The 24125-nt window shown below is 61.5% G+C and carries 24 protein-coding genes, 1 tRNA gene and 1 pseudogene; 11 read left to right on the plus strand and 15 right to left on the minus strand.

Translation table 11 applies throughout. The features are described from left to right. Positions 1 to 26: 26 nt before the first annotated feature. Together LUU92_RS07370 and LUU92_RS07375 are read left to right on the plus strand one after the other, a co-directional pair. Positions 27 to 1190, plus strand: coding sequence for an MFS transporter (locus LUU92_RS07370; RefSeq protein WP_257103361.1), 1164 nt, complete (start codon positions 27 to 29; stop codon positions 1188 to 1190). Next, positions 1187 to 2356 carry an MFS transporter gene (locus LUU92_RS07375; protein ID WP_257103362.1) on the plus strand — a complete coding sequence of 390 codons (1170 nt, stop codon included), beginning with the start codon at positions 1187 to 1189 and terminating at the stop codon, positions 2354 to 2356. The genes LUU92_RS07370 and LUU92_RS07375 overlap by 4 nt, the downstream gene beginning before the upstream one ends. Here LUU92_RS07375 and LUU92_RS07380 read toward each other — a convergent pair. The 6 genes and pseudogenes from LUU92_RS07380 to LUU92_RS07405 all read right to left on the minus strand — a co-directional run. Next, positions 2345 to 2467: pseudogene (locus tag LUU92_RS07380) on the minus strand (addiction module antidote protein); the annotation flags it as partial. The gene LUU92_RS07375 and the pseudogene LUU92_RS07380 sit on opposite strands and share 12 nt — an antisense overlap. 349 nt (positions 2468 to 2816) lie before the next feature. Continuing rightward, positions 2817 to 2890, minus strand: a tRNA-Gly gene (locus LUU92_RS07385). 215 nt (positions 2891 to 3105) lie between these two features. Further along, positions 3106 to 3990: an alpha/beta fold hydrolase gene (locus LUU92_RS07390; RefSeq protein WP_071488919.1), complete on the minus strand. Its 885-nt coding sequence runs from the start codon at positions 3988 to 3990 to the stop codon at positions 3106 to 3108. A gap of 305 nt (positions 3991 to 4295) precedes the next feature. Continuing rightward, positions 4296 to 4988, minus strand: a complete 693-nt coding sequence (locus LUU92_RS07395; protein ID WP_257103363.1) for a pseudouridine synthase — start codon at positions 4986 to 4988, stop codon at positions 4296 to 4298. Further along, complete coding sequence (locus LUU92_RS07400) at positions 4988 to 5200, minus strand: cysteine-rich CWC family protein (protein ID WP_071488921.1); 213 nt, start codon at positions 5198 to 5200, stop codon at positions 4988 to 4990. Before LUU92_RS07400 ends, LUU92_RS07395 begins: the two co-directional genes overlap by 1 nt. 74 nt (positions 5201 to 5274) lie before the next feature. Beyond that, positions 5275 to 6897, minus strand: a complete 1623-nt coding sequence (locus tag LUU92_RS07405; RefSeq protein WP_257103364.1) for a methyl-accepting chemotaxis protein — start codon at positions 6895 to 6897, stop codon at positions 5275 to 5277. A gap of 262 nt (positions 6898 to 7159) precedes the next feature. On the opposite strand from LUU92_RS07405, the gene LUU92_RS07410 reads away from it, so the two are divergent. After that, positions 7160 to 7525 (plus strand): hypothetical protein, encoded by a 366-nt coding sequence (locus LUU92_RS07410; RefSeq protein WP_083351549.1) that lies wholly within the window; start codon positions 7160 to 7162, stop codon positions 7523 to 7525. A gap of 53 nt (positions 7526 to 7578) precedes the next feature. Here LUU92_RS07410 and dspII read toward each other — a convergent pair whose 3' ends face one another. After that, entirely contained in the window at positions 7579 to 8691 is a 1113-nt protein-coding gene (gene dspII / locus LUU92_RS07415) for an enoyl-CoA hydratase/isomerase DspII (RefSeq protein ID WP_071488923.1), read from the minus strand. A gap of 136 nt (positions 8692 to 8827) precedes the next feature. On the opposite strand from dspII, the gene ung reads away from it, so the two are divergent. Continuing rightward, the gene (ung, locus tag LUU92_RS07420) at positions 8828 to 9520 is read left to right on the plus strand and encodes a uracil-DNA glycosylase (RefSeq protein WP_071488924.1); all 693 of its coding nucleotides are present in this window, start codon (positions 8828 to 8830) and stop codon (positions 9518 to 9520) included. Positions 9521 to 9570: 50 nt separating this feature from the next. Here the strand turns inward: ung and LUU92_RS07425 are convergent, their stop codons facing one another. The 5 genes from LUU92_RS07425 to LUU92_RS07445 are packed head-to-tail and all read right to left on the minus strand — an operon-like array spanning position 9571 to position 14956. Beyond that, positions 9571 to 10608: an AbrB family protein gene (locus LUU92_RS07425; protein ID WP_257103365.1), complete on the minus strand. Its 1038-nt coding sequence runs from the start codon at positions 10606 to 10608 to the stop codon at positions 9571 to 9573. Next, positions 10601 to 12115: a tripartite tricarboxylate transporter permease gene (locus LUU92_RS07430; protein ID WP_257103366.1), complete on the minus strand. Its 1515-nt coding sequence runs from the start codon at positions 12113 to 12115 to the stop codon at positions 10601 to 10603. Before LUU92_RS07430 ends, LUU92_RS07425 begins: the two co-directional genes overlap by 8 nt. A gap of 1 nt (position 12116) precedes the next feature. Further along, positions 12117 to 12575 (minus strand): tripartite tricarboxylate transporter TctB family protein, encoded by a 459-nt coding sequence (locus LUU92_RS07435; protein ID WP_071488927.1) that lies wholly within the window; start codon positions 12573 to 12575, stop codon positions 12117 to 12119. A 59-nt stretch (positions 12576 to 12634) separates the two neighbouring features. Then, complete coding sequence (locus LUU92_RS07440; RefSeq protein ID WP_162276416.1) at positions 12635 to 13624, minus strand: Bug family tripartite tricarboxylate transporter substrate binding protein; 990 nt, start codon at positions 13622 to 13624, stop codon at positions 12635 to 12637. Between the two features lie 39 nt (positions 13625 to 13663). Then, positions 13664 to 14956, minus strand: coding sequence for an OprD family porin (locus LUU92_RS07445; protein WP_071488928.1), 1293 nt, complete (start codon positions 14954 to 14956; stop codon positions 13664 to 13666). Positions 14957 to 15191: 235 nt separating this feature from the next. On the opposite strand from LUU92_RS07445, the gene tctD reads away from it, so the two are divergent. Together tctD and tctE are read left to right on the plus strand one after the other, a co-directional pair. Next, entirely contained in the window at positions 15192 to 15863 is a 672-nt protein-coding gene (gene tctD / locus LUU92_RS07450) for a two-component system response regulator TctD (RefSeq protein ID WP_010212220.1), read from the plus strand. Beyond that, positions 15856 to 17241: a two-component system sensor histidine kinase TctE gene (gene tctE, locus LUU92_RS07455; protein ID WP_257103367.1), complete on the plus strand. Its 1386-nt coding sequence runs from the start codon at positions 15856 to 15858 to the stop codon at positions 17239 to 17241. The genes tctD and tctE overlap by 8 nt, the downstream gene beginning before the upstream one ends. Here the strand turns inward: tctE and LUU92_RS07460 are convergent, their stop codons facing one another. Both LUU92_RS07460 and ygfZ read right to left on the minus strand, forming a co-directional pair. Continuing rightward, a complete protein-coding gene (locus tag LUU92_RS07460) occupies positions 17242 to 18063 on the minus strand; it encodes an HDOD domain-containing protein (RefSeq protein ID WP_071488930.1) in 822 nt (273 codons plus the stop codon). A 37-nt stretch (positions 18064 to 18100) separates the two neighbouring features. Beyond that, complete coding sequence (gene ygfZ, locus LUU92_RS07465) at positions 18101 to 19042, minus strand: CAF17-like 4Fe-4S cluster assembly/insertion protein YgfZ (RefSeq protein WP_257103368.1); 942 nt, start codon at positions 19040 to 19042, stop codon at positions 18101 to 18103. Between the two features lie 142 nt (positions 19043 to 19184). On the opposite strand from ygfZ, the gene LUU92_RS07470 reads away from it, so the two are divergent. Together LUU92_RS07470 and LUU92_RS07475 are read left to right on the plus strand one after the other, a co-directional pair. Further along, the gene (locus LUU92_RS07470; protein ID WP_071488932.1) at positions 19185 to 19439 is read left to right on the plus strand and encodes an FAD assembly factor SdhE; all 255 of its coding nucleotides are present in this window, start codon (positions 19185 to 19187) and stop codon (positions 19437 to 19439) included. Then, positions 19423 to 19869, plus strand: coding sequence for a protein YgfX (locus LUU92_RS07475; protein WP_071488933.1), 447 nt, complete (start codon positions 19423 to 19425; stop codon positions 19867 to 19869). Before LUU92_RS07470 ends, LUU92_RS07475 begins: the two co-directional genes overlap by 17 nt. Here LUU92_RS07475 and nadB read toward each other — a convergent pair. Next, positions 19838 to 21454 (minus strand): L-aspartate oxidase, encoded by a 1617-nt coding sequence (gene nadB, locus LUU92_RS07480; RefSeq protein ID WP_071488934.1) that lies wholly within the window; start codon positions 21452 to 21454, stop codon positions 19838 to 19840. The genes LUU92_RS07475 and nadB overlap by 32 nt on opposite strands. 463 nt (positions 21455 to 21917) lie before the next feature. On the opposite strand from nadB, the gene rpoE reads away from it, so the two are divergent. From rpoE to LUU92_RS07495, 3 genes are read left to right on the plus strand one after another with little or no spacing between them, the layout of a single operon-like run. After that, positions 21918 to 22499, plus strand: a complete 582-nt coding sequence (gene rpoE, locus LUU92_RS07485) for an RNA polymerase sigma factor RpoE/AlgU (RefSeq protein ID WP_003172477.1) — start codon at positions 21918 to 21920, stop codon at positions 22497 to 22499. Positions 22500 to 22531: 32 nt separating this feature from the next. Next, positions 22532 to 23119: a sigma-E factor negative regulatory protein gene (locus LUU92_RS07490; protein ID WP_071488935.1), complete on the plus strand. Its 588-nt coding sequence runs from the start codon at positions 22532 to 22534 to the stop codon at positions 23117 to 23119. Positions 23120 to 23134: 15 nt separating this feature from the next. Then, positions 23135 to 24097, plus strand: a complete 963-nt coding sequence (locus LUU92_RS07495; RefSeq protein WP_071488936.1) for a MucB/RseB family sigma factor regulatory protein — start codon at positions 23135 to 23137, stop codon at positions 24095 to 24097. Positions 24098 to 24125: the final 28 nt, after the last annotated feature.

Consider the following 24125-nt stretch of genomic DNA (forward strand, 5'->3'; position numbering starts at 1 on the left):
CCTCACAAAATAAAACGAGAGGTTTCATGAAACCGCGCCTGCATTGTGCCCGTCTTGCTCTGTTCCTGTGTGGCTGCGCGGCGTTCCTCAACCTGTATGCCACACAGAGCATTCTCCAGACATTTGCTACGCAGTTTCACATCAGCGCCAAGGCGGCGGGGTGGAGCATCACCGTGACGACGCTGGCGGTGGCGATCACTGCGCCGTTTGTCAGCCGCCTGACCGGGCGCTTCGAACCACGCACGGTGATCAGCGCAGCGGCTTTGCTGTTGGCGCTGCCGTCGCTGATGACCGCCTGGGCCGACAGCTTTGCCGAAGTATTGGTGTGGCGGTGTGTGGCGGGGATGTTGATCCCGGTGGTATTCGCCACCAGCGTGGCGTATATCGGCGACCGCTGGCGTGGCGGTACGCTGACGGAAGTCACCAGCCTGTATGTGGCAGGGACCGTGCTGGGTGGGTTCGCCGGGCGTTTCATCACCGGCGTCGTGACTGAATATGTCGGCTGGCGCGAAGCCTTTGAATGGCTGGCGGTGCTGAGCCTGATGGTGGGTGGGTTTATCCAGTTTCTGTTGCCGATGAGTCGTGTGCGCTCTGAGAAGGTTCAACCCTCGTTCTCGGCGGTTTTTAGCAAGCCTTTGCTGGCTGCCTACGCCGTAGGATTTTGTGTGTTGTTCTCACAGGTCGCAGCGTTTACCTACGCAGGTTTGTACCTTGGATTACCGCCCTTCAGCCTGGGGCCTGCGGCATTGGGCACGCTGTATATGGTGTTTTTGCTGGCGCTGATCGTGATCCCCATCGCCGGGCGCCTCAGCAAATCCCGGCCCCACGCTGAACTGCTGAGTGTGGCTGCGCTGCTGGGCATCAGCGGCTCGGCGCTGACGCTGGTGCCTTCCTTGTGGTGCATCGTGGTGGGCCTGGCTCTCAGTTCTACCGGCGTATTCCTCGCGCAGTCGGCGGCCAACGCGTTCACCACGGCGACGGCCCGTGACAATAAAGCAGGCGCTGTGGGGGTGTACCTGACGTGTTACTACCTGGGCGGCAGTTGCGGCGCCATTGTCCCGGCATTGATCTGGGAACGCTGGGGCTGGGCCGGGTGTGTGGCGCTGATTATCACCTTCCAGGTGTTGACCTTGCTGATCGCCCTGACCGGCTGGAGGCCCGCCAAAACTCAACTGATCCCGACGCCATGAATGCCATCCCACCCCGCCGTCGCACGCTGATCGCCGGCTGCAGCGCCCACGCCGTGCATGATGGCCTGACCGATGTCATCTACGTGCTGCTGCCGATCTGGCAAACACAGTTCGCCTTGTCCTACGCCCAGGTCGGGCTGTTGCGCGGTGCCTATTCCGGGATGATGGCGGTGTTCCAGCTCATGGCCAGCCGCGCCGCAAAACGCTGGGGCCGAGTGCCGATGCTGGTCGGCGGAACCGCGCTCGCCGGCACGGCTTACCTGTTGGTGGGCCAGGCCACCGGGCTGGTGATGCTATTGCTGGCGCTGCTGCTCGGTGGGCTCGGGGCCAGTAGCCAACACCCGCTGGCGTCTTCGATGATCAGCGATGCCTACGAAGACGGTGGCGGAATCAAGCAGGCGTTGTCCCAGTACAACTTCTCCGGCGACATCGGCAAAACCCTGATCCCCGGTCTGGTCGGCCTGTTGCTCACGCTGATCAGTTGGCGCGCCAGTGCCACGTTGCTGGGGTTGCTGGGGCTGGCGGCGGCGGGGTTGCTGTGGTGGCTTATTCCTGCGCAAACATCCGAAGCGTCCTCGACCAAAAAAGCCAGACCCTTCACTGGAACAGGCTCCGTCACCGGCCTGCGCGCACTGATCCTCACCGGCACCCTCGACAGTGCCGTGCGCATGGGCTTTCTCACCTTCCTGCCGTTTCTGCTGCAGGCCAAGGGGGCCGGCACCGCCGGTATTGGCCTGGCCCTGACCCTGCTGTTTATCGGCGGCGCGTTCGGCAAATTATTCTGCGGCTACCTGGGCGCACGCATCGGCATGATGAAGACGGTGTGGTTGACGGAGGGCAGCACGGCACTGCTGATCGTGGCGGCGGTGTACCTGCCGTTGAGCGGGTTGATGGTGATGTTGCCGGTGCTGGGGCTGGTGCTCAACGGCACGTCTTCGGTGTTGTACGGTGCGGTGCCCGATCTGGCACCAGCAGAGAAACGCGAACAGGCGTTCGCCGTGTTCTACACCGGCACGATTGGTGGCGGGGCACTGGCGCCGGTGGTGTTCGGCGGGGTGGGGGATGCGCTGGGCGTGATGGTGGCGGTGATGCTGCTGGCCGGGATATTGGGGGTGACGTTGCCGTTGGCGTGGGTGGTGCAGCGGGGGATTCACTCAAGCGATTGAGTGTCTGGTGGTATGTCCAGCTCGAGCGAAAAGGTCGATGCCCAAGGAGCAGGGAGCCTTGAACACGGTTTCAAAGCGAGGTGTTGCCCCGGGAGCAAACGCCTTGTACAGACACCAGGCCGCCCATGCCAAGGGGGAGGAAAGCCGAAAAACACAATGTGCATCTATGTGTTGACCGCTGAAGTCTGATCTTGCGAAGTTGCCTACACGCTCATCGGAACGCGTTGGGTTGTATACCATGGGGAGGCTATTTATGGTTTGTCAGCCGCTAGATGCTCGATGGCAACTGCACGCAACACATCCTAAAGTGTGCCGGTATCCCGAAAGCTACCCGGTTCACTCGCCTGCGTGCAGTTGCCACCCTCCCATCAAATTCAACGCATAAAAAAACCGGCCACCAAAGGACCGGTTTTTTTGCATCCCTCGTCAGAGACAACCTGACGCGGAACGAGAATCCGAGTGGAGCGGGTAGAGGGAATCGAACCCTCGTCGGAAGCTTGGGAAGCTACTGTTCTACCATTAAACTATACCCGCTCAGAGCGGCTGACTTTGTACCAGAAGTTCGTCGGGATTTGAAGTTTTTCTTCAAAAATATGTGTGGGTTACAGATGTCTCACACATCGACAAGCGAACCCATTGTAGGAGCGAGCTTGCTCGCGAAAGACTCAAGAGCGCCACGTTCTCTCAGGAGACGAGCGTTATCGTTGACGTTCTTCGCGGGCAAGCCCGCTCTTGCAGGGGGGCGTGTTTCAGAGTGCAAAGGCATGTTGTGCCGGGCCGGTCTGATAACGCAATCGGCTGACCTGGCGCTCCGGTTTCAAGAAGCCCACCACCGCATCCCGGCTGTCCCGACAGGCGGCCTTGTGCTCCATGTCCAGGAAATGCCCCGTGGCCTGGATCGTGCTGAAGCTGCTTTTTGCCACATGCTGGCCAAACAGCTTGGCATCCTGGGCGCTGGTGTATTCGTCCCATTCACCGTTCAAAAACAACACCGGGATGTCGATCTGCCTGGCTGCCTTGAGGTAGCACAGGCGGTCACTGTTGAGCACATGGCTGATGTGGAAGTGCATCTGCCCATACTCGTGCTCGGCCAGGCTGCTCACGTGCTTGTAGTTGAAGCGCTTGAACAGTGACGGCAGGTGTTTGCCGATGGTGCTGTTGACCAGGTGGCCGACGCGGTCGCGATCGAGGTTGCCGAGGTAGTCGACGCCGCGTTCCAGGTAGTCGCGCATGGGCGCGTTGATCACTGGGGAGAACGAGCTGATCACGGCTTTTTCCACGCGACGTGGCCGGTGGGCGAGGGCGACCAGGGTGGCGGCACCGCCCCAGGAAAACGACAGCACATGTTCAGCGGCGAAGTGGTCGATGAGCTCCAGCAGGATCTGGCCTTCGACTTCCTTCGTCAGCATCTGCTCATGGCGGTTATGGATTTTGGAGCGACCGGCGTAGGGCTGGTCGTACAAAACCACATTGAACTGCGGGTACAGGCTTTTCACGGTTTGGGCGAAGGATGCCGTGGTGGCCATGGAGCCGTTGACCAGGATGATGGTCTTTGCAGCAACGTCCGCGCGATAGAACTCCGTGTAAACCCGATACTGACCCTGTATATCCAACACAGCGATTTCTGGCCTCATGTCGTAAGACTCCTGGCAAGCGGGTAGGGCGCGCAGATCACTCTGCACGAGCTTTGTGACAGGTAGGCATACGCCTGGAAAAGGAGGGCCCATGTCGATCCGATGACGGCTGGCCGACGGGTGTTGTTGTGACGGGCTGTTTGCCTGGAAGGCCCGTAGATCAAGCGCGGGCGGGGCAAGGTGTTTCTTGGAGGTTATAGGCGACTCGCCAGTCATATTTGAACTGGTGATCCTGATTCAAGCAGTCGAGTCGGTACCTCGCAAGGTGACCTGGCGGTTTTTTGCTATCAGCGGCTGAACGGTCGTCAGACCTGTCGGATTTCGTCGTCAGTCAGCGCCCGATACTGGCCAGGCGCAAGGGGCGCATCCAGCACCAGGGGCCCCATGCGCTCGCGGTGCAGGCCGATGACCTTGTTATCAAAGTGCCCGAACATGCGCTTCACCTGGTGATAACGCCCTTCGATGATGCTCAAGCGTGCGGTTCTCGGCCCGAGCAATTCCAACTCGGCGGGGTGGGTGGTCAAGTCTTCGAAGGCGAAGTAAATACCTTCGGCAAATGTCGTTGCGTATTCAGGGCCGATAGCCTGTTCGGTCTCGACGAGGTACACCTTGGGCAACTTGGTCTGCGGTTGCGTCAGGCGCCGCGACCATTGGCCGTCGTTGGTGATCAGCATCAGGCCGGTGGTGTTGAAGTCCAGACGGCCGGCAATGTGCAATTCGCCTTTGTCCGGCTCATCGAGTAAATCCAGAACCGTCGGATGTTGCGGATCAGAGGTGGCGCTCACGCACCCCCGGGGCTTGTGCAGCATGAAGTAACGCGCCGGTTTGCCTGCCTGCAGCACCTCATCGTCAACGCTCACTCGGCTGAATTCCCGCACCTCGTGATGGGGGTCGCTGACGGCCACGCCATCCACCGCCACACGCCGCTCAACCAACAGCAGGCGCACTTGCTTGCGATTGAAGCGCGGCAGGTTACTGAGGAAACGATCCACCCGCATTACGTCGGCTCAACCCTACGCAGTTGCTCATCGACCTGGGCACAACGCGGGCACAGGCAGGCCTGGTTGCGCAGTTCATCGGGCAGGGCCTGGAGCACCGCCGGGTCGATGGTGACGCTGTAGCACCAGCAGGCCTGGTCGACCGTACGGGGGTCAGCCAGGCTGCAGTCGTTGCGTGCACCGCAGGCGGGGCAAAGGGTGGGTGTGGTCATGGGCTGGTTCGGGCAAGGGTGCGGATGATTCCGCCAGGCCCTGTACGATACAGGGCCGTCCCCGCCCAGGCCACTCAGAGCTGGAACTTGCTGACCAGCACGTTGAACGAGGTGGCCAGGCGCGACAGGTCCTGGCTGGAGGCGTTGGTCTGATGGGCGCCGGCCGCCGTCTGGGTGGACAGGTCCTGGATGTTCAGCAGGTTGCGGTCCACTTCGCGGGCCACCTGGGCCTGTTCCTCCGAGGCCGAGGCGATCACCAGGTTGCGTTCATTGATCTTCGCCACGCTGGTGGTGATCCGTTGCAGCGCTTCGCCGGCGTTCTGCGCCAGGGTCTGGGTATTGTTGGCCCAGGTCAGGCTCTTGTTCATCGCCGCGACGGCGGCGTCGGCACCGGTCTGCACTTCACCAATCATCTTTTCGATATCGACCGTGGACGTCTGGGTGCGATGGGCCAGGGCGCGCACTTCATCGGCGACCACGGCAAAACCGCGACCTTGCTCACCCGCACGGGCCGCTTCAATGGCCGCATTGAGCGCCAGCAGGTTGGTCTGGTCGGCGATGCCACGGATCACATCGATCACCTTGCCGATCTCCCGTACCTGCCCGGCGAGGTCTGCCACCGACTGCGTGGAGTCATTGATCTCAACCACCATCGAGCTCATGCCGGACACCGCCTGTTCCACTTGCTGGCGACCCTCTTCGGCTTCGGTGGTGGCCTGGCGCGAGGCTTCAGAGGTCGAGACGGCGTTGCTGGCCACTTCGTCCACGGCGGCGGTCATCTGGTTGACGGCGGTAGCCGCCTGTTGGATCTCATCGTTCTGGCGGGTCAGGCCACGGCTGCTTTCATCGGTGACCGCACTCAGTTCTTCAGCCGCCGATGCAAGCTGGTCGGACGCGTTGGCGATTTCCACCAGGGTGCTTTTCAGGCCGCCCTGCATATCCGAGAGGGCCATCAGCAGTTGCCCGGCTTCGTCGGTACGCTCGGTGACGATGGCCTGGGTCAGGTCGCCCTGGGCAATGCGTTGCGCGTTCTGCACGGCTTGAGCGATGGGGCGGGTGATCAGGCGGGTGATCAACACACCGATGATGACCGCAATGATGAAGGCCAGCACAATGCCGCTGATCATCCAGGTCAATGCACTGTTGCGCAGTTCCTCGGCAGCGATGGCGCCTTCCTTGATCTGGCGGTTGTTGGACTCGATCATCACGCGGATCAGCTCGCGTGCCTGGCGGAAGAGTTCATTATTGCTGGTGTTGAGTTGGGTGCGGGCCTGATCGACCTGGCCGCCGTCGAGCATCGCCATGATGCGTTCGGAGTTGCTGATGTAGCTGGGCCAGAGCAGGTCAAGCTTGTCTCCCGCTGCCCGTTCGTCGTCTTCCAGCGGCGTAGCGCGGTAGGTGGCGTACGCAGCCTGGCTGCGCTTGAGTTCCTGGGCGATATCCTGGCGCACACGGTCGCGATCCTGTGGGGATACGTCGCCCTTGCTGGCATCCAGCAAGCGATACAAGCCACGGTTATGGGCCACTATGCCATTGAGGGTGGCGGCCGTGTTGCTGACCGAGACCAGGTTGTTGGAGAACGTCAGCTCCAGCGCTGACGAGAGGCGAACCACGCCTTTGATGCCCAGCAGGCCCACCCCCAGGGTGACCAGCGCGCACAGTAGGAATGAGAGCAGCAGTTTGGTTGAGATTTTCATGAGTCAGGTCCGGGCAGGGTAGCGAAGGGTGCACGCTAGAGCCTCCCTGGCCCTTGGCGATGTCATAGTGACATCATCGCAATTGAGAAAGTTGCGAGCCAGATAAATTTACTGAATCGATAAAGCGCACGTAGATGTTTCAACCTATTACGAAAACGCACCAGATTCAGTTTTTGATGTCAGATATTTCGTCATTCAATGAAAGTTGAGTGCCGCCCTCCAGCGTCGCTGGAGGCGCTCTTCCGCGGTCCAGGAGGCCGCCATGTATCGACGACTGCTGCTCAGCGCTTTACTCGGTCTAACCCTTTCCGCTTGCGTGCCCTATTACGATGGAGGCCAGAGCTACTATCGATCCGAGGTCTATACCTCACCGGCACCGGTGTATTACTACGGCGGCGGCACGGCGTATCAGTACCGCCGTGATTACTACCCCGCGCCGCGCTACTACGCGCCACAACCGCGCTACTACTCGGCCCCGCGTTATTACCAGCCGGCGCCGCGTTACTACGGGCCGCGTGCCGGTTACCGGCCGTATCCAAACCAGGGCTGGGGCGGAGGTCATTGGGGGAATGGTGGTGGACACGGTCGCGGTTCCGACCATGGAGGTGGTCGCGGCGGTCACCGTTGACGGGCCTGTACGGCAAGCGGCGCATGAAGCGCCGCTTTTTTTGGGCGCAGCCGTCAGTAATCGGACAGGTCGGCCAGCGGATGGCGACCTTCCCACGCCTTGTCGAAGTGGGCCTGCACCACCGCCGCAGGAACGGCGTTGATATCCGGCCAATGCCAATGGGGCGCCTGGTCCTTATCGATCAAACGCGCACGCACCCCTTCGCTGAATTCCGGATGACGGCAGCAATTGAGGCTCAGGGTGTATTCCATCTGGAATACCTGGGCCAGCGACAGGTGCCGTGCGCGCTGGATCTGTTCCCACACCAGATGGGCGGTCAGTGGGCAGCCTTCGCTCAACGTCTTGCCGGCACGGCTGAACAGTGGATCAGCATGCTCACTCAACAGGCTCAAGGCGCGCCAGGCACACCGCACGTCGCCCACATCCAGCCATTCGTCGATCTGTGCCCGGCGCGGCAGCCATTGCGCTTCGGGTTGCTGGCTGGCGGCTTCCTGGGCCAGCGCCTTGAGCAGGCTGTTAAGCTGCATCGGGGTCTGTTCCTGCCAGTTCAGTTGCAGCAGGCCATCAAGCAATTCGTCCTGCTGGTCGTCACGCAGGAAACGGTCGGCCAGGCCCAGGTCCAACGCGTCACGCCCGTTGATATGCGCACCGGTGAGTCCGAGGAACAATCCGAGCTTGCCCGGCAGGCGCGACAGGAACCCACTGGCGCCGACGTCCGGGTACAGGCCGATGTTGATCTCCGGCATGGCCAGCCGGCTGCTGGGGGTGACGATGCGGATCGCGGCACTTTGCAGCAGACCCATGCCGCCGCCCAGCACATAGCCGTGGCCCCAGCAAATCAACGGTTTCGGGTAGGTGTGCAGGCGGTAATCAAGGCGATACTCCGCCGCAAAAAATTGCGCCGCCAGCGCCGGCACCACACCGGGCTCTTCGCGACAAGCCTGCGCCAGGCTGCGCACTTCGCCACCGGCGCAAAAGGCCTTGGGGCCGTTGCCGCGCAACAGCACGCAGACGATATTCGGGTCTTTGGCCCAGGTGTCCAGGCGACTGCTCAAGGCGAGGATCATCGGCAGGGAAAGGGCATTGAGGGACTTTTCAGCGTCGAGGCTGGCGATGCCGATGCGGGCACCGTCGCTGCCGGTCAGCTCTTCGAAGTGCAGGTTCATCGTGACCTCAATCGAGAAGGTGAAGGATGAGTATGATCGCTTCGCAGGAAAGCGCCGTTGGTGTGTCAGATCAATTGACAAGCGGGGTCGGCTTTCCTAGGGTTCGCCTCATTCTTTTTGACAAGACCATTCAACCATGACCGACGACGACCGTATCAAACTCGAACCCAGCTGGAAACACGCCCTGCGGGATCAGTTCGAGCTGCCGTACATGGCCCAGTTGCGCGAGTTCCTGCGCCAGGAACATGCCGCCGGCAAAGAGATCTACCCGCCTGGCCCGCTGATTTTCAATGCGCTCAACTCCACGCCGCTGGACAAGGTCAAGGTGGTGATCCTCGGCCAGGACCCGTACCACGGCCCCGGCCAGGCCCACGGCCTGTGCTTCTCGGTGCAACCGGGCGTGCCGGCGCCGCCGTCGTTGGTCAATATCTACAAAGAGCTCAAGCGCGACCTTAACATCGACATCCCTAATCACGGCTACCTGCAAAGCTGGGCCGACCAGGGCGTGCTGATGCTCAACACCACCATGACCGTCGAGCGCGCCAATGCCAACGCCCATGCGGGCAAGGGCTGGCAGTTCTTTACCGATCGGATTATCGAAGTGGTCAGCGAACATCAGCCGCACCTGGTGTTTCTGCTGTGGGGCGCCCATGCCCAGAGCAAGCAGAAGCTGATCGACGCGACCAAGCACCTGGTGCTGACCTCGGTGCATCCGTCGCCGTTGTCGGCGTATCGCGGGTTTTTGGGTTGCGGGCATTTCAGCCGGACCAACAAGTTTCTTGAGCAGAATGGCGAGACGCCGATCGAGTGGCGGTTGCCGCCGCTCTAAGGCCAAGCACATGCAGAGTGTGGGAGGGGCCCCCTCCCACATTTGAAGGTTTAGATTGTTTCCGGCTGACGGTTCCAATACCTGAACAACGGCTCCGCCAGAAAAAGCACAAACAACAAGCGCATCACCTGCATGGCCGTCACCAACGGCACCGACAGTTGCAGGGTCTCGGCGGTCAGGCTCATCTCGGCAATGCCACCGGGCATCATGCCCAGGGTCAATGAACGCAGGTCCAGCTGGGTCAGTGCACTCAGACCCACCGCCGCCAACGTCGCCAATGCCATGGTCAACGCCGTGCCGATCAAGGTACGCCCCATGAACGACGGCGCCCGACGAAAGAACTGTCGGTTGAAGTGGCAACCCAGGCCACTGCCGATCAACCACTGGCCAATCTGGCTGCCGCCATCGGGCAGGCCGATATGCAGGTCCCAGACCACGCTGGCCGTCGCACTCACCAGCAATGGCCCGAACAACCAAGGGTTGGGCTGGCGCAAGCGCTGCCAGCCCCAGGCAACCAACGCACCAAGCGGAAACAGCGCCAGCAGCCAAGGCCAGCTCACCGGCGCCGGATGAAACTGCGGTGTACCGCCTTCCAGCAAGTACTTGAAAATCGCCGGCACACACAACACCACCATCAGCACCCGCAGACTCTGCCCCGCCGCAACACGGCTGAGCACCGCACCATTACGCGCGCCGAGGTTGACCATCTCACCGGAACCGCCGGGCATGCTCGAGAAGAACGCCGTGGCGCGGTCTTCACCGCTACGGCGCATCAACCACACGCCCACCACGCTCGACAGACTGGTGACCAGCGCACCGAAGAAGATCAGGCCGAAGTGACTCATCACCTGTTCGATCACCACCGGGGTGAAGTGCAGGCCGATGCCGATGCCCACCACCCATTGGCCGCATTTGCGCCCGCCGGGAATCTCCGCCAGCTGCCACGGCGTGAGGCAGCGCACCAGGATGATCGCCAGCAACGAACCGACCATGTAAGGCAAAGGCCAGCCGACCAGGCTGGCCAGGAAACCTCCGGCCAGGCCGACCAACGGTGTCCCCCACCAATGTCTGAAGGTGACCTCAGACATCGGCCACGGCACGACGCTGCAGGGCACGTTTGCGGTAGATGCGCAGCAACGGGAAAGCCAGCATCAGCGCGGTCAGTACCCACACACCAAAGGTGATCGGGCTCGACCACAGGATCTGCACGTCACCGTTGGAGATCGACAGCGCACGGCGCAGGTTCTGCTCCATCAGGCCGCCAAGGATAAAGCCCAGCAGCACCGGCGACAGCGGGAAGTCGAGCTTGCGCAGGATGTAGCCGAAGATGCCGATACCCACCATCAGGAACAGGTCGAAGGTGGTGGCGTGCACCGCGTATACCCCGATGGCGGTGATGATTGCGATCACCGGCACCAGCGCCCAGTTCGGCACGGCGAGGATGCGCGTGAAGATGCGGATCATCGGGATGTTGAGGATCACCAGCATGATGTTGGCGATGAACAACGAGGCGATCAGGCCCCAGACGATGTCCGGTTGCTGTTGGAACAGCAGCGGGCCCGGGGTGATGTTGTACAGCGACAGTGCGCCGATCATCACCGCGGTGGTGCCCGAACCTGGGACGCCGAGGGTCAGCATCGGCACCAGGGCGCCGCAGGCGGACGCGCCGATGGCGGTTTCCGGAGCGGCGAGGCCGCGCATGTCGCCCTGGCCGAATTTACCGCTGGCACCGGCCAGGCGTTTTTCGGTCATGTAGGCAACGGCCGACGCCAACGTGGCACCGGCACCGGGCAGTACGCCCATGATGAAACCGAGCAGGCCGCAACGGATATTCACCACGAACACCGCGCCCGCTTCCTTCAGGTTGAACATCATGCGGCCAGTGGCTTTGACTGCTTCCTGGCCACGGTGGGTTTTTTCCAGCAGCAACAGAATCTCGCTGATGGAGAACAGACCCAGCACCAGCACGACGAACTGGATGCCGTCGGTAAGGTGGATGTTGTCGCCGGTGAAGCGATACACACCGCTGTTGGCGTCGATGCCGACCGCCGACAGGAACAGGCCGATCAGTGCTGCTACAAACGTCTTCAGCGGTTTGTCGCCAGCCATGCCGCCGAGGCAGACAATTGCGAACACCATCAGTACGAAATATTCCGCCGGGCCGAAGGCAATCGCCCATTTGGCCAGCAACGGCGCAAACAGCACCATGCCGCAGGTGGCGATAAACGCGCCGATGAACGAACTCCAGGCCGACAGCGACAGCGCCACACCGGCGAGGCCTTTGCGGGCCATGGGGTAGCCGTCGAGAGTGGTCATTACGGTGGACGCTTCGCCCGGTATGTTCAGCAGGATCGAGCTGATGCGCCCACCGTATTCGCAGCCCAGGTACACGGCTGCCAGCAGGATCAGCGCCGATTCCGGCGGCAGGCCCAGGGCGAAGGCAATGGGGATCAACAACGCCACGCCGTTGATCGGGCCCAGGCCCGGCAGCAGGCCGACCACGGTGCCGATCAAGGTGCCGCACAACGCGGTCACCAGGTTGTAAGGGGACAGTGCAACGCCGAAGCCCTGGCCCAGGTAGCCGAAAGTATCCATGTCAGTTCTCCAGAACGTCGAGCAGGCCGAGGGGCAGCGGTACATCCATGGCTTTGTCGAACAGCAGGTACAAGCCGATGGCCATCAACGTGACGATCACCACGCTGGGCAACCAACGACCACCGTACAAGCGCGCCATGGGAATGCCGATCAGCATGCTGCTGAGGATGAAGCCCAGGGGTTCGAAGGTGCCGGCGAACACGATCAACAGCGCGACGCACACGCCGATCTTGATCAGGGTTTCGCGGTCCAGCGCGGGTTCTTCTTCGGTGTGTTTGGTCGGCTGTGGACGAAACAGCATGTAGATCAGTGCCAGGCTCATCAGCCCGAGCATCAGCAGCGGGTAGGCGCGCGGCCCCACCGGCTCGTAGGAAAACGACGCCTGGTACGGCCAGGCCATCAGCGCGAGGCCGGCGCAGGCCAGCAGCAGCGCGGCGGCGAAAATGCGTTGTAAGAGCATGTGGAACTCCTGGGCCACGCCGCTTGGCTAAAGGGCGTGGCCACACAAAAGAGGGGCGATTACTGGATCAGGCCGAACTCTTTGGCCAGCACTTTGTAGTCAGCCACTTGTTTCTTCACGTAAGTGTCCAGCTCCGGGCCGGTCATGGCGAACGGGAACAGCTCACGCTGGTCACGCAGCTTGGCGAACTCCTCGGAGGCCAGCAGTTTGTCGAAGGCGTCTTTCCACCATGCGTAGTCGGCATCGCTGACTTTTGGCCCGAGGTAGAAGCCACGCACTACTGGCCAGACGATGTCGTAGCCTTGCTCTTTGGCGGTCGGAATGTTCTTCATTTCCGGCTCGTCCAGACGCTGTTCGGAGAACACCGCCAGCAGGCGCATATCGCCGCTCAGGATGTGCGGCATGGAGTCGGAAATGTCGGTACTGCCCACCTGGATATGGCCGCCGAGCAGGGCGGTGGCAATTTCACCGCCGCCTTCAAGGGCGACATAACGCAGCTCGCGCGGGTTGATCCCGGCGGCCTTGGCGATCAGCGCGGTTTGCATCCAGTCCTGGCTGCCGACGGTGCCACCGGAACCGATTACCACGCTGCCCGGATCTTTCTTCAAGGCTTTGACCAGATCGTCGAGGGTCTTGTAGGGCGAATCGGCTTTCACCGCGATAGCCCCGTAGCTGGTGCCGACCGCCGCCAGCCAACGCACGGCGCTTTCATCGAAGCGACCGAACTTGCCCTGGGCCAGGTTCAACAGCGAACCGCTGGACCAGGCCACCAGCGTGCCGCCGTCCGCAGGACGCTGGGCGACCACGGCGTTGTAGGCCACCGCGCCGACGCCGCCTGGCATGTAGGTCACGCGCATCGGCTTGCTCAGCAGCTTCTCGTTGACCAGCGCGCTTTGCGCCAGTTTGCAGGTCAGGTCAAAACCACCGCCCGGCGAGGCCGGGGCGATGCACTCTGGGCGCTTGGGTTCGTCAGCGGCCAGCAGTTGGCCGGCGAACAGCATGCAGCCGGCGGCGAGGGCCAGTTTACGCAGTGATAGGGTCATGGTTATCTCCGTCGTTGTTGTTATGAATGGCTTACCAGGCACTACTTACCAAAGTGCAACGCTGTAGCTGACCAGCAGACGCACTTCGTCCGCATCACGGGCCGAGTAATTGGAGCGGTACGTGGCGTTGCGCAGGCGCACGGCCACGTCCTTGAACGTGCCGGCTTGCACCACATACTTGATCTCGGTGTTGCGCTCCCACTCCTTGCCGGTCTCGCCGTTCTTGAGCTTGATGTTGTCACCTGAGAGGTAACGGCTCATGAAGCTCAGGCCGGGAATGCCCAGCTTGGCGAAGTCGTAGTCGTAGCGCGCCTGCCAGGAACGCTCTTGGGCGCCGGCAAAGTCGTTGATCTGCACGAAGTTGACCAGGTACGGGTCGCTGCCATCCACATAGGGGAAGGCGCTGTCACCGGACATGTGCTGGTAACCGGCGCTGAGCTTGTGGCCGTTGAGGGCATAGCTGAACAGGCCGTTGAGGGAGGTATTGTCGATCTTGCCGCCACGAGCGGCGCCAGTGTCATCGCTGATGGCCAAACGCAGGTCGGTGCCGAACGTACCGGGACCCATCGGGCGCGAAGCCACCAGGCCGAGGAAGTGCTGGCGGTACACATCGTCGAGTTGGGCGAAGTGGTAGCTGCCGGTGATCTTGTCGGCGAACTTGTAGTCGGCCCCGCCAAAATTGAAATGCTTGCCGGTGGCGCCGCTGACGAAGCGGCTGTTCTTGTTGTTGAGGGCGATGTCTTCGTAGTTGGTGTCGTCGCGGTCCTTGGCCTTGTCCAGGCGCCCGCCGGTGAACACCAGGTTCTTGAATTCCTTGGAGGTGATCAGGCCACCGTTGAAGGTCTGCGGCAGGATGCGCCCGTCATTGGGCTTGAGGATCGGCAGCTCGGGTATCAGTGAGCCGATCTTCAGCTCGGTGGCCGAGATCTTCACTTTGCCGGTCAGGCCCAGCTTGGAGTATTCATTGGCGGCGCGGCCATCATCATGGGTGGGCAGCAGGCCGGTGCCAGTGCGGTCGGGGCTGGAGTCGAGCTTGACTCCGAGCATGCCCAGCGCATCCACGCCGAAGCCCACGGTGCCGTCGGTGTAGCCCGATTGCAGGTTGAGCATGAAGCCCTGGGCCCATTCGTCGCGCTTGGATTGCTGGGCGCTGGTGCCATCGCGAAAGTCGCGGTTGAAGTACATGTTGCGGGTTTCCAGGGTCGCGCTACTGTCTTCGAAGAAGGCAGCCTGGCTAAGCGGCGAAAAGCCGGCAAGGGTAGCAGCACTGGCGAGGGCGGTCTGGGTCAGGCGAGAAAAACGAACAGGCGAGGGGGCCTGGGGCTGTGTCGACAGCATCGTTGTGTACTCCGTTATTGTTCTTATTTTGGCGAAAACGCTTCGAGGCGTTTTTCGGGCGCTGCGGATAAGGCAACTTGGCGGGCATAGACCACCGAGACTGGATGCTAAAGGGCGAAGCTTTCACTAACCTTTCAGTCGGCTTTCAATGTTTTCGGGCTTCACAGGCCGGTCGGCGCCTGTAAACTGCCCGCCAAAGCGTGGCACCGACCACCCCTGAATGAGGTAGCAATCCATGCGTGTCTTGCTGGTTGAAGACCATCTGCAACTCGCCGAAAGTGTTGCGCAAGCGCTCAAGAGCACGGGTCTGACCGTTGACGTGCTGCACGATGGCGTGGCGGCGGACCTGGCCCTGAGCAGCGAGGAGTACGCGGCGGCGATCCTCGATGTGGGGCTGCCGCGCATGGATGGTTTCGAGGTGCTCGCACGTCTGCGTGCCCGTGGGAAAAATCTGCCGGTGCTGATGCTGACGGCACGCAGTGATGTGAAAGACCGCGTGCACGGCCTCAATCTTGGGGCGGACGACTACCTCGCCAAACCGTTCGAACTTACGGAGTTGGAAGCGCGGGTCAAGGCGCTGCTGCGGCGTAGCGTGCTGGGCGGGGAGCGTCAGCAGGCCTGCGGCGTGCTGGTGTACGACCTCGACACCCGGCGCTTTACCGTAGGGGGTGAACTGATGACACTCACTTCCCGCGAGCAAGCCGTACTCGAAGCGCTGATTGCCCGCCCGGGCCGGGTGATGAGCAAGGAGCAACTGGCTTCCCAGGTGTTCGGCCTGGACGAGGAGGCCAGCCCCGATGCCATCGAAATCTATGTGCATCGCCTGCGCAAGAAACTCGATGGCCAGCCCATCGCCATCGTGACCTTCCGTGGCCTCGGTTACCTGTTGGAAGCCCGCGATGCATAAGCCCAGCAGCCTGCGCTGGCGCTTGCTGTTGAACCTGGCGCTGTTGCTGGTGCTGTTGATGCTGGCCAGTGGCATGAGCGCCTACTGGAACGGTCGCGAGGCCGCCGATACCGCCTACGACCGCACGCTGCTGGCCTCGGCGCGCACCATCGCCGCCGGCCTGACCCAGGTGGATGGCACCCTGAGCGCCAACGTGCCCTACGTGGCCCTGGACACCTTCGCCTATGACAGTGCCGGGCGCATTTACTACCAGGTCAACGACATCGACCAGAAGCTGATCTCCGGCTACGAAAACCTTCCCGGCCCGCCGCCGGGTACGCCACGCACCGATGACTATCCGGCATTGGCGCGCTTCTACGACGCCATCTACCAGGGCCAGCAGGTACGCGTCGTGAGCCTGCTCAAGGCCGTTTCCGAACCGAACATGAACGGCATGGCCGAAATCCGCGTTGCCGAGACCGATGAAGCGCGCGTGAGCATGGCCCGCAGCCTCATGGCCGATACCCTGCTGCGCCTGGGCATGCTCGCCGTCGGCGCACTGTTGCTGGTGTGGTTTGCCGTGAGTGCGGCGTTGCGGCCGCTCGAGCGCCTGCGTACGGCAGTGGAGGAGCGTCAGCCTGACGACCTGCGGCCGTTGCCCCTGGTGGAAGTGCAGCATGAGTTCGGCCCATTGGTGCGTTCCCTCAACCATTTCACCGAACGCCTGCGCGGCCAGTTCGAACGCCAGGCGCAGTTCATTGCCGATGCGGCCCATGAACTGCGCACGCCACTGGCAGCCCTCAAGGCCCGGCTGGAACTGGGCTTGCGCGCCGAGGACCCCGCCACCTGGCGCAGCACCCTCGAAGCCGCCGCCCAAGGCACCGACCGCCTGACCCACCTGGCCAATCAACTGTTGTCCCTGGCGCGCATCGAAAATGGGGCGCGTGCCATTGCCGAAGGCGGCGCGCAGTTGCTCGACCTCAGCCAACTGGCCCGTGAGTTGGGCATGGCCATGGCACCGCTGGCCCATGCACGCGGTGTGGCATTGGCGCTGGAAGCCGACGAGCCGGTGTGGCTGCGCGGTGAGCCTACCCTGTTGAACGAGTTGTTGAGCAACCTGGTGGACAACGCCCTGGCCCACACGCCACCGGGCGGCAATGTGATCCTGCGGGTGACGGCGCCGGCGGTGCTGGAAGTGGAAGATGATGGGCCGGGCATCCCGCTGGATGAACGGGACCGGGTGTTCGAGCGTTTCTACCGGCGCAGCCAGCAGGGCATGGGCTCAGGCCTGGGGCTGGCGATCGTCGGCGAAATCTGCCGGGCGCACCTGGCGCAGATCAGCCTGCACGATGGCGAGCACGCCGGCTTGAAGGTGCGCGTGAGTTTTATCGCGGGTTGATCAATAGAACATCGAGCGCGCTTCATCCAGCTCGGCGCGCAAGGCGTCGCTGTAAGGGTCGACCCGTAGTTTCTTGATCGCCGGCAAGGTGGAGACCGCAACGTTTGCCAATGGATGATCGGTGCCGCGATGGCAATACAGCACGGCGACCTGTACCAGGTCGATGTAGTCGAGGCGGGCTGAATCGCGCTCCAGGTCCAGGTATTGGCCCGGCAGTTTCGCCAGCATTTCCGGAAAGTCCCAGACGCCCAGCAGTTTGTCGCCCAGCAGCGGGTGGATGCTCTCGATGACGTGGTTGAGGCTGACCGGGTCGGCGAGCAGCTCATAGTGGTCTTCGGCGTACGTCAGGATCGGCAGCACACCGATCTGGTGCACCAGGCCGCCAAGGGCCGCCTGGTCCGGCTTGAGTTGGGAATGGCTGCGACACAGGGCATAACTCACACCCGCGACCTCAAGGCTGCGGCGCCACACATCACGCATCTTTTGTTCGACCACGTCGGAGCGCGCGTGGAAGATCTGCTCCATGACCAGGCCGATCGCCAGGTTGCTGCTGTAGTTGGTACCCAGCCGGGTGATGGCGGTGTGCAGGTCGGTGACTTCCTGGGTCGCGCGCAGCAACGGGCTGTTGACCACTTTGATCAGGCGTGCCGACAGTGCGGTGTCGCGACCGATTACTTTGCTCAAGTGGCTGATGCTGATCTCCGGGTCTTCGGCGGCCTGACGAATATTCAGGGCCACTTCCGGCAATGTCGGCAGAACCAGGTCATCATTATCGATGGCCCTCACCAAAGCCTGTTGGACTTTTTCCGCCAGCTTGTTCATTCATGCTCTCTAGGGTATTGCAACAAAGGTACGGCGATCAGCGCTGGATCTCTCGATCGCGGTCGAGCGTGTAAGGCAGGTCCAGCAGTTGCAAGTGGGGACCCTCCAGCGCGCCCAGGTGCACATCTTCACTATCGGCAGCTTCGGCTTGCAATACGGCCAGAAGTTCAACGGTCTGGTCAGCTTTTGCGGCGATCACCACTTCGCCGATCGAGCTGTTATGGCTGGGAGAAAACAGCGGAGTGCCTGGCGCGGGCATTTCAGACGTAGCGAGACTCAGGCGGTACAGGCGACGTTTGAGTTTGCCCAGGTACTGCATGCGCGCGACGATTTCCTGGCCGGTGTAGCAGCCTTTCTTGAAGCTGACGCCGCCCACGGCCTGCAGGTTGAGCATCTGTGGAATGAACAGTTCGCGGGTCTGGGGCATGACCTGGCCGATGCCGGCGCGGATCTGGCCCAGCAGCCATTCATTCAGATCGGTTTGTTCAAGGGTTGCAGCCAATTGACTGCGTACGGCGTCGCCTTGCTCGGCAGGTACCCAAAGTTCAGCGCGGCCAGGGGAGACGCGGATGGCGATCAACGTATCGTTGCGCACGACGCTGTCGGTCTCGGCAGGCAGCTCAAGGCCAAGCCCCGTCAGGGCCGGGTCGGCATTCATCAGACCGAAGCGCACCCAGGCGGCGCTTTCATCGGTGAGTTTGGACTTGGAAAACACGGCGTATTTTTTCAGGTCAGCCAGTTGCGGCTCCAGCAGCTCGCTGGCCATGGCCAGCAACACGCCGTCACCTTGCAGCAGGATGCGGAAGCTCGACTGCATGCGCCCTTTTTGCGTGCAGCGCGCGCCGAGGCTGGCCTGGGTGTCGCTCAGGTAATTGAGGTTGCAGGTCAGTTGGCCCTGAAGGAATTTGGCAGCGTCGGAACCGCGGACGGCGAGAACGCCTTCGTGGGACAGGGGGCAGAAGAAAGCAGAGTCAGCCATGGGTCATCGCAGGTCAAAAAAAGTCATGGGTGCATCATAGAGGGGCGCCCGGCAAATGGATAGTTTCCGTATGGGGCGACCAAAGCCGACTGTTCCGGTGCCGTCGGGTCTGTATACTTGCCGCCTATTTGAGGAGCGCTCCATGGTCGAAGATGTAGAAATCAATCGCCTCTACTGGCACAGCCGTCGCGGCATGCTGGAGTTGGATGTGTTGCTGGTACCTTTCACCAAAGAGGTCTACGCGACGCTCAATCAAGTGGACCGCGACCTCTATGTGCGGCTGCTGACGTGCGAAGACCAGGACATGTTCGGCTGGTTCATGGAACGCGCCGAGTCGCAAGACCCGGAGCTGCAGCGCATGGTCCGGATGATCCTGGATCGTGTCCAGCCCAAGTAATAGCTTTGAATGCCGCTGGCAGGCCTCACGGCTGTTGCTGGCGGCGTATCTGCTTGCCCAGCTGTTTGCGCTGGGCGCCTTGATGTTTATGCAACTTCCTTTTTCGAGCCTGGGCATGCTGGTGTGCCTGGCGCACGCCGCCTGGGTTTTGCCGCGTTCTATCTTGCTGACTCACCGTTCGTCGATTCGTGGCCTGCGACGCGATGAAGACGGTTGGCAGCTGTGGAGCGCCGCACGGGGCTGGCATGCCGTGCAATTGCGTCCTGACAGCCTGGCGTTGCCGTTGATCGTGGTGCTGCGTTATCGGGTGCAGGGCGAATGGCGGGTACGTTCAGCCTGTGTGCCCAGGGACGCGCAGGCCGCCGATGTGCATCGGCGCCTGCGTGTGCGCCTGAAGTTCAGCCGCCGTAGGTGGTTGGCACCAGGATAGTGTCGCGGGCCTCGGGCAGCATCTGCGGGTAGTCGAGGGTGTAATGCAGGCCCCGGCTCTCCTTGCGTTCCATGGCCGAGCGGATCATCAGTTCGGCGACCTGGGCCAGGTTGCGCAGCTCGATCAGGTCGCGGCTGACTTTGTAGTTGCTGTAGAACTCATCGATCTCGTCCAGCAGCAGCCGCACCCGGTGCTGCGCCCGTTGCAGGCGCTTGTTGGTGCGCACGATCCCCACGTAGTCCCACATGAAACGGCGCAGCTCGTCCCAGTTGTGCGCGATGATCACATCTTCGTCCGAGTCGGTCACCTGGCTGGCGTCCCAGCGGGGCAGGGCGGCGGGCACCGGAATGCGCGGCAGTTGTTCAAGGATGTCCGCCGCTGCAGAGCGCGCATAGACGAAGCACTCGAGCAGCGAGTTGCTGGCCATGCGGTTGGCACCGTGCAGGCCGGTGAAGCTGGTTTCGCCAATCGCATAAAGGCCGGGTACGTCGGTACGTCCGTGCTGGTCGACCATCACGCCGCCGCAAGTGTAGTGCGCGGCCGGTACTACGGGGATTGGGCCTTTGGTGATGTCGATATTGAAGGCCAGGCAGCGCTCGTAGACGGTGGGGAAGTGGGTCTTGATGAAGGCTTCGGGCTTGTGGCTGATGTCGAGATACACGCAGTCGATGCCCAGACGCTTCATTTCATGGTCGATGGCGCGGGCGACGATATCGCGCGGGGCCAGTTCGGCACGGAGGTCGAAACGCTGCATGAAACGCTCGCCATTGGGCAGTTTCAGGTGCGCACCTTCGCCACGCAGCGCTTCGGTGATCAGGAAACTCTTGGCCTGTGGGTGATACAGGCAGGTGGGGTGGAACTGGTTGAATTCCAGGTTGGCCACCCGGCAGCCGGAGCGCCAGGCCATGGCGATGCCATCACCGCAGGCGCCATCGGGGTTGCTGGTATAGAGGTAGACTTTGGCTGCGCCACCGGAGGCGAGGATGGTGAAGCGTGCGCCGTAGGTGTCGACCTCGCCGCTGCCGCGATTGAGCACGTAGGCGCCGAGGCAGCGCTCGCCTTCCAGGCCCAGGCGTTTTTCGGTGATCAGGTCGACGGCGACGCGTTGCTCCAGCAATTCGATGTTGGGGCGTTGGCGGGCCTGGTCTAGGAGCGTCCTGAAAATAGCCGCGCCGGTGGCATCGGCGGCATGGATGATGCGGCGGTGACTGTGGCCGCCCTCGCGGGTCAGGTGGAACTCGAAACCACCGTCGTCGCTGCCTGCGTGTTCATCGCGGGTAAAGGGGACGCCCTGGTCTATCAGCCATTGGATGGCCTCACGGCTGTGCTCCACGGTGAAACGCACCGCTTCTTCATTGCACAGGCCGCCGCCGGCGTTGAGGGTGTCTTCGACGTGGGATTGCACGGTGTCGGTGTCGTCCAGCACCGCGGCGACACCGCCCTGGGCCCAGAACGTAGAGCCGTTGGCCAGGTCGCCTTTGCTCAGAACCGCAATGCGCAGGTGGCTGGGAAGGGTCAGCGCAAGGCTCAAGCCGGCCGCGCCGCTGCCGATCACCAGGACATCGTGTTGAAACTGTTGGCTCATTTGAAGGATTCCGCAAAAAGCGATCCGAAGAGGTGGCGCAAACAGGACGCCTGGATCGGCGAATCAAAGGGTCACACGGGCTACTAGTATATAGAGGGGTGGAGCGGCACAATAGCCGGGCATTCGTGGCAATGTGAGATTACGGTGCACGGCTCGGGTAAAATCAGCTGGTTATTGAGGCGGGAACTTTTTGCATGGCCCCCGACTCAATAGCAGGTTGCCCGAAAGCTGGGAAAACGTTGAGTTTATTGGCCCGTCGGGAGCATTGGACGCGTCAGAAAACCGACGACAAGATTATTCGCGCAGTCGGCGTTGCCCGTGCTGCGTTTTTCGTGTGTGCCAAATCAGTGCGTGCCGGAAACTTGCTTGAAGGGGGAGAACTTTTGCGAAAAGACCGAGTCTATGTTTGCAAGCCTGATCGTTTAGTTATGCAAGCCTCCTTAAAGTACTACGAGGAGTGTTCATGCTAACCCAGGAAGAGGATCAGCAGCTGGTCGAGCGCGTTCAACGCGGCGACAAGCGAGCTTTTGATCTGCTAGTGCTGAAATACCAGCACAAAATTCTCGGGTTGATCGTGCGGTTTGTGCACGACACCCATGAAGCGCAGGACGTTGCACAGGAAGCTTTTATCAAGGCGTACCGTGCACTTGGTAACTTTCGCGGTGATAGTGCGTTTTACACGTGGCTATACCGAATCGCCATCAACACGGCGAAGAACTATCTGGTGTCTCGCGGACGCCGCCCACCGGATAGCGATGTAAGTTCAGAAGATGCGGAATTTTACGATGGTGATCACGGCCTCAAGGATCTCGAGTCGCCGGAGCGTGCATTGCTGCGCGACGAGATCGAAGGCACCGTTCATCGCACAATTCAGCAACTGCCAGAAGATTTGCGTACGGCGTTAACTTTACGTGAATTCGATGGTCTGAGTTACGAAGACATTGCGAGCGTCATGCAGTGTCCGGTGGGGACTGTAAGGTCACGGATTTTCCGGGCCCGGGAAGCCATCGATAAAGCCTTGCAACCGTTGTTGCAAGAGAACTAGAGACAGCGGCGACAGCCAAGAGAGGAACCGCCATGAGTCGTGATGCCCTGCAGGAATCGCTGTCCGCAGTGATGGATAACGAAGCGGATGAACTGGAACTTCGTCGAGTGCTCAACGCATTTGATGACGCCGAAACCCGTGATACCTGGTCTCGTTACCAAGTCGCTCGGGCGGTGATGCACAAGGATCTTCTAATCCCTCGTCTGGATATTGCTGCGGCCGTTTCTGCTGCACTGGCTGATGAAGCCGTTCCGGCAAAGGCTGCTCGTGGTCCATGGCGTAGCCTGGGTCGCCTGGCGGTTGCTGCCTCGGTGACTGTCGCCGTGCTGGCGGGTGTTCGCCTGTACAACCAGGACGAGATCGCCGGTGCCGAACTGGCTCAGCAGACCCAGCAGCCTGTAATGGCGGGTCCGCAGGTCAAAGGCCCAGCCGTATTGGCCGGCTACAAGGAAAGCGCTGACACCACCGGCCCGATGGCCAACGGTGTACTGCAAGGGCAATCCGGTTGGCAAGACCAGCGTCTTCCAGGCTACCTGCGCCAACACGCACAGGAATCGGCTCTGAAGGGCACTGAAAGCGCTCTGCCTTATGCTCGTGCAGCAAGCCTGGAAAACCGCTAATCCGTAAGGAGCTCTATGCGAGCCATACCGCTCCTTACGCTTTTGCTCAGTGGTTGGTTTGCACTCCCCGCCCACGCCGATGAAGCCCAAGACTGGCTGACTCGACTTGGGCGTGCAGAGCAACAGCAAAGCTTTCAAGGTACGTTCGTCTACGAACGCAACGGCAGTTTTTCTACCCATGACATCTGGCATCGTGTCCAGGACGGTCAGGTCCGTGAGCGGCTCTTGCAGCTCGATGGTTCTGCTCAGGAGGTCGTGCGGTTGGATGGCCGGACGCAATGCGTCAGCGGCACTCTTGTCGCAGGCCTTGGCAATTCGCGTGATGCACCATCACGTGCGCTTGATCCGCAAAAACTCAATCAATTCTACGAACTGGCCGTCATTGGCAAGTCCCGCGTGGCCGGTCGAAATGCGGTCATTGTCTCGATCACGCCGCGTGACCAGTACCGTTATGGCTTTGAACTGCACCTGGATCGGGAAACCGCGCTGCCGCTCAAGTCCCTGTTGCTGAATGATCAAGGGCAACTGCTGGAGCGCTTCCAGTTCACGCGATTGAATACTTCCGTCGTGCCTGATGACCGGGAACTGCAACCCAGCAACGACTGCACACCTATCGCCGTCGCTAATAGCAAAGCGCCCGAGGTGCAATCTACCGAGACTTGGCATATGGAATGGTTGCCACCGGGTTTTCAATTGACCAACACCAGTGCACGCAAAGATACCCAGACCAAGGCGACCGTCGACAGCCTGATGTATGAAGACGGGCTGGCGCGGTTCTCGGTATTCCTGGAGCCGATCAGCGATGCAAGCGTTACGGAGACCCGCACTCAGCTGGGCCCTACAGTCGCGGTATCGCGTCGGCTGAATACGGTGGACGGTGAGATGATGGTAACGGTGGTGGGTGAAATACCCATCGGTACCGCAGAGCGGATCGCCCTGTCGGTGCGCGGTGAAAAAAAGCCAGCCGCCCAACCGTGAGTCGTTAATCCTATGTTCATCCTGACGT

It is taken from the genome of Pseudomonas extremorientalis, assembly GCF_024584605.1.
GTDB classification, from domain to species: Bacteria; Pseudomonadota; Gammaproteobacteria; order Pseudomonadales; family Pseudomonadaceae; genus Aquipseudomonas; species Aquipseudomonas extremorientalis.

Coding starts and splice junctions, on each gene's coding strand:
- LUU92_RS07370 (WP_257103361.1), top strand. CDS start 27: ATGAAACCGCGCCTGCATTGTGCCCGTCTTGCTCTGTTCCTGTGTGGC.
- LUU92_RS07375 (WP_257103362.1), top strand. CDS start 1,187: ATGAATGCCATCCCACCCCGCCGTCGCACGCTGATCGCCGGCTGCAGC.
- LUU92_RS07390 (WP_071488919.1), bottom strand. CDS start 3,990: ATGAGGCCAGAAATCGCTGTGTTGGATATACAGGGTCAGTATCGGGTT.
- LUU92_RS07395 (WP_257103363.1), bottom strand. CDS start 4,988: ATGCGGGTGGATCGTTTCCTCAGTAACCTGCCGCGCTTCAATCGCAAG.
- LUU92_RS07400 (WP_071488921.1), bottom strand. CDS start 5,200: ATGACCACACCCACCCTTTGCCCCGCCTGCGGTGCACGCAACGACTGC.
- LUU92_RS07405 (WP_257103364.1), bottom strand. CDS start 6,897: ATGAAAATCTCAACCAAACTGCTGCTCTCATTCCTACTGTGCGCGCTG.
- LUU92_RS07410 (WP_083351549.1), top strand. CDS start 7,160: ATGTATCGACGACTGCTGCTCAGCGCTTTACTCGGTCTAACCCTTTCC.
- dspII (WP_071488923.1), bottom strand. CDS start 8,691: ATGAACCTGCACTTCGAAGAGCTGACCGGCAGCGACGGTGCCCGCATC.
- ung (WP_071488924.1), top strand. CDS start 8,828: ATGACCGACGACGACCGTATCAAACTCGAACCCAGCTGGAAACACGCC.
- LUU92_RS07425 (WP_257103365.1), bottom strand. CDS start 10,608: ATGTCTGAGGTCACCTTCAGACATTGGTGGGGGACACCGTTGGTCGGC.
- LUU92_RS07430 (WP_257103366.1), bottom strand. CDS start 12,115: ATGGATACTTTCGGCTACCTGGGCCAGGGCTTCGGCGTTGCACTGTCC.
- LUU92_RS07435 (WP_071488927.1), bottom strand. CDS start 12,575: ATGCTCTTACAACGCATTTTCGCCGCCGCGCTGCTGCTGGCCTGCGCC.
- LUU92_RS07445 (WP_071488928.1), bottom strand. CDS start 14,956: ATGCTGTCGACACAGCCCCAGGCCCCCTCGCCTGTTCGTTTTTCTCGC.
- tctD (WP_010212220.1), top strand. CDS start 15,192: ATGCGTGTCTTGCTGGTTGAAGACCATCTGCAACTCGCCGAAAGTGTT.
- tctE (WP_257103367.1), top strand. CDS start 15,856: ATGCATAAGCCCAGCAGCCTGCGCTGGCGCTTGCTGTTGAACCTGGCG.
- LUU92_RS07460 (WP_071488930.1), bottom strand. CDS start 18,063: ATGAACAAGCTGGCGGAAAAAGTCCAACAGGCTTTGGTGAGGGCCATC.
- ygfZ (WP_257103368.1), bottom strand. CDS start 19,042: ATGGCTGACTCTGCTTTCTTCTGCCCCCTGTCCCACGAAGGCGTTCTC.
- LUU92_RS07470 (WP_071488932.1), top strand. CDS start 19,185: ATGGTCGAAGATGTAGAAATCAATCGCCTCTACTGGCACAGCCGTCGC.
- nadB (WP_071488934.1), bottom strand. CDS start 21,454: ATGAGCCAACAGTTTCAACACGATGTCCTGGTGATCGGCAGCGGCGCG.
- rpoE (WP_003172477.1), top strand. CDS start 21,918: ATGCTAACCCAGGAAGAGGATCAGCAGCTGGTCGAGCGCGTTCAACGC.
- LUU92_RS07490 (WP_071488935.1), top strand. CDS start 22,532: ATGAGTCGTGATGCCCTGCAGGAATCGCTGTCCGCAGTGATGGATAAC.
- LUU92_RS07495 (WP_071488936.1), top strand. CDS start 23,135: ATGCGAGCCATACCGCTCCTTACGCTTTTGCTCAGTGGTTGGTTTGCA.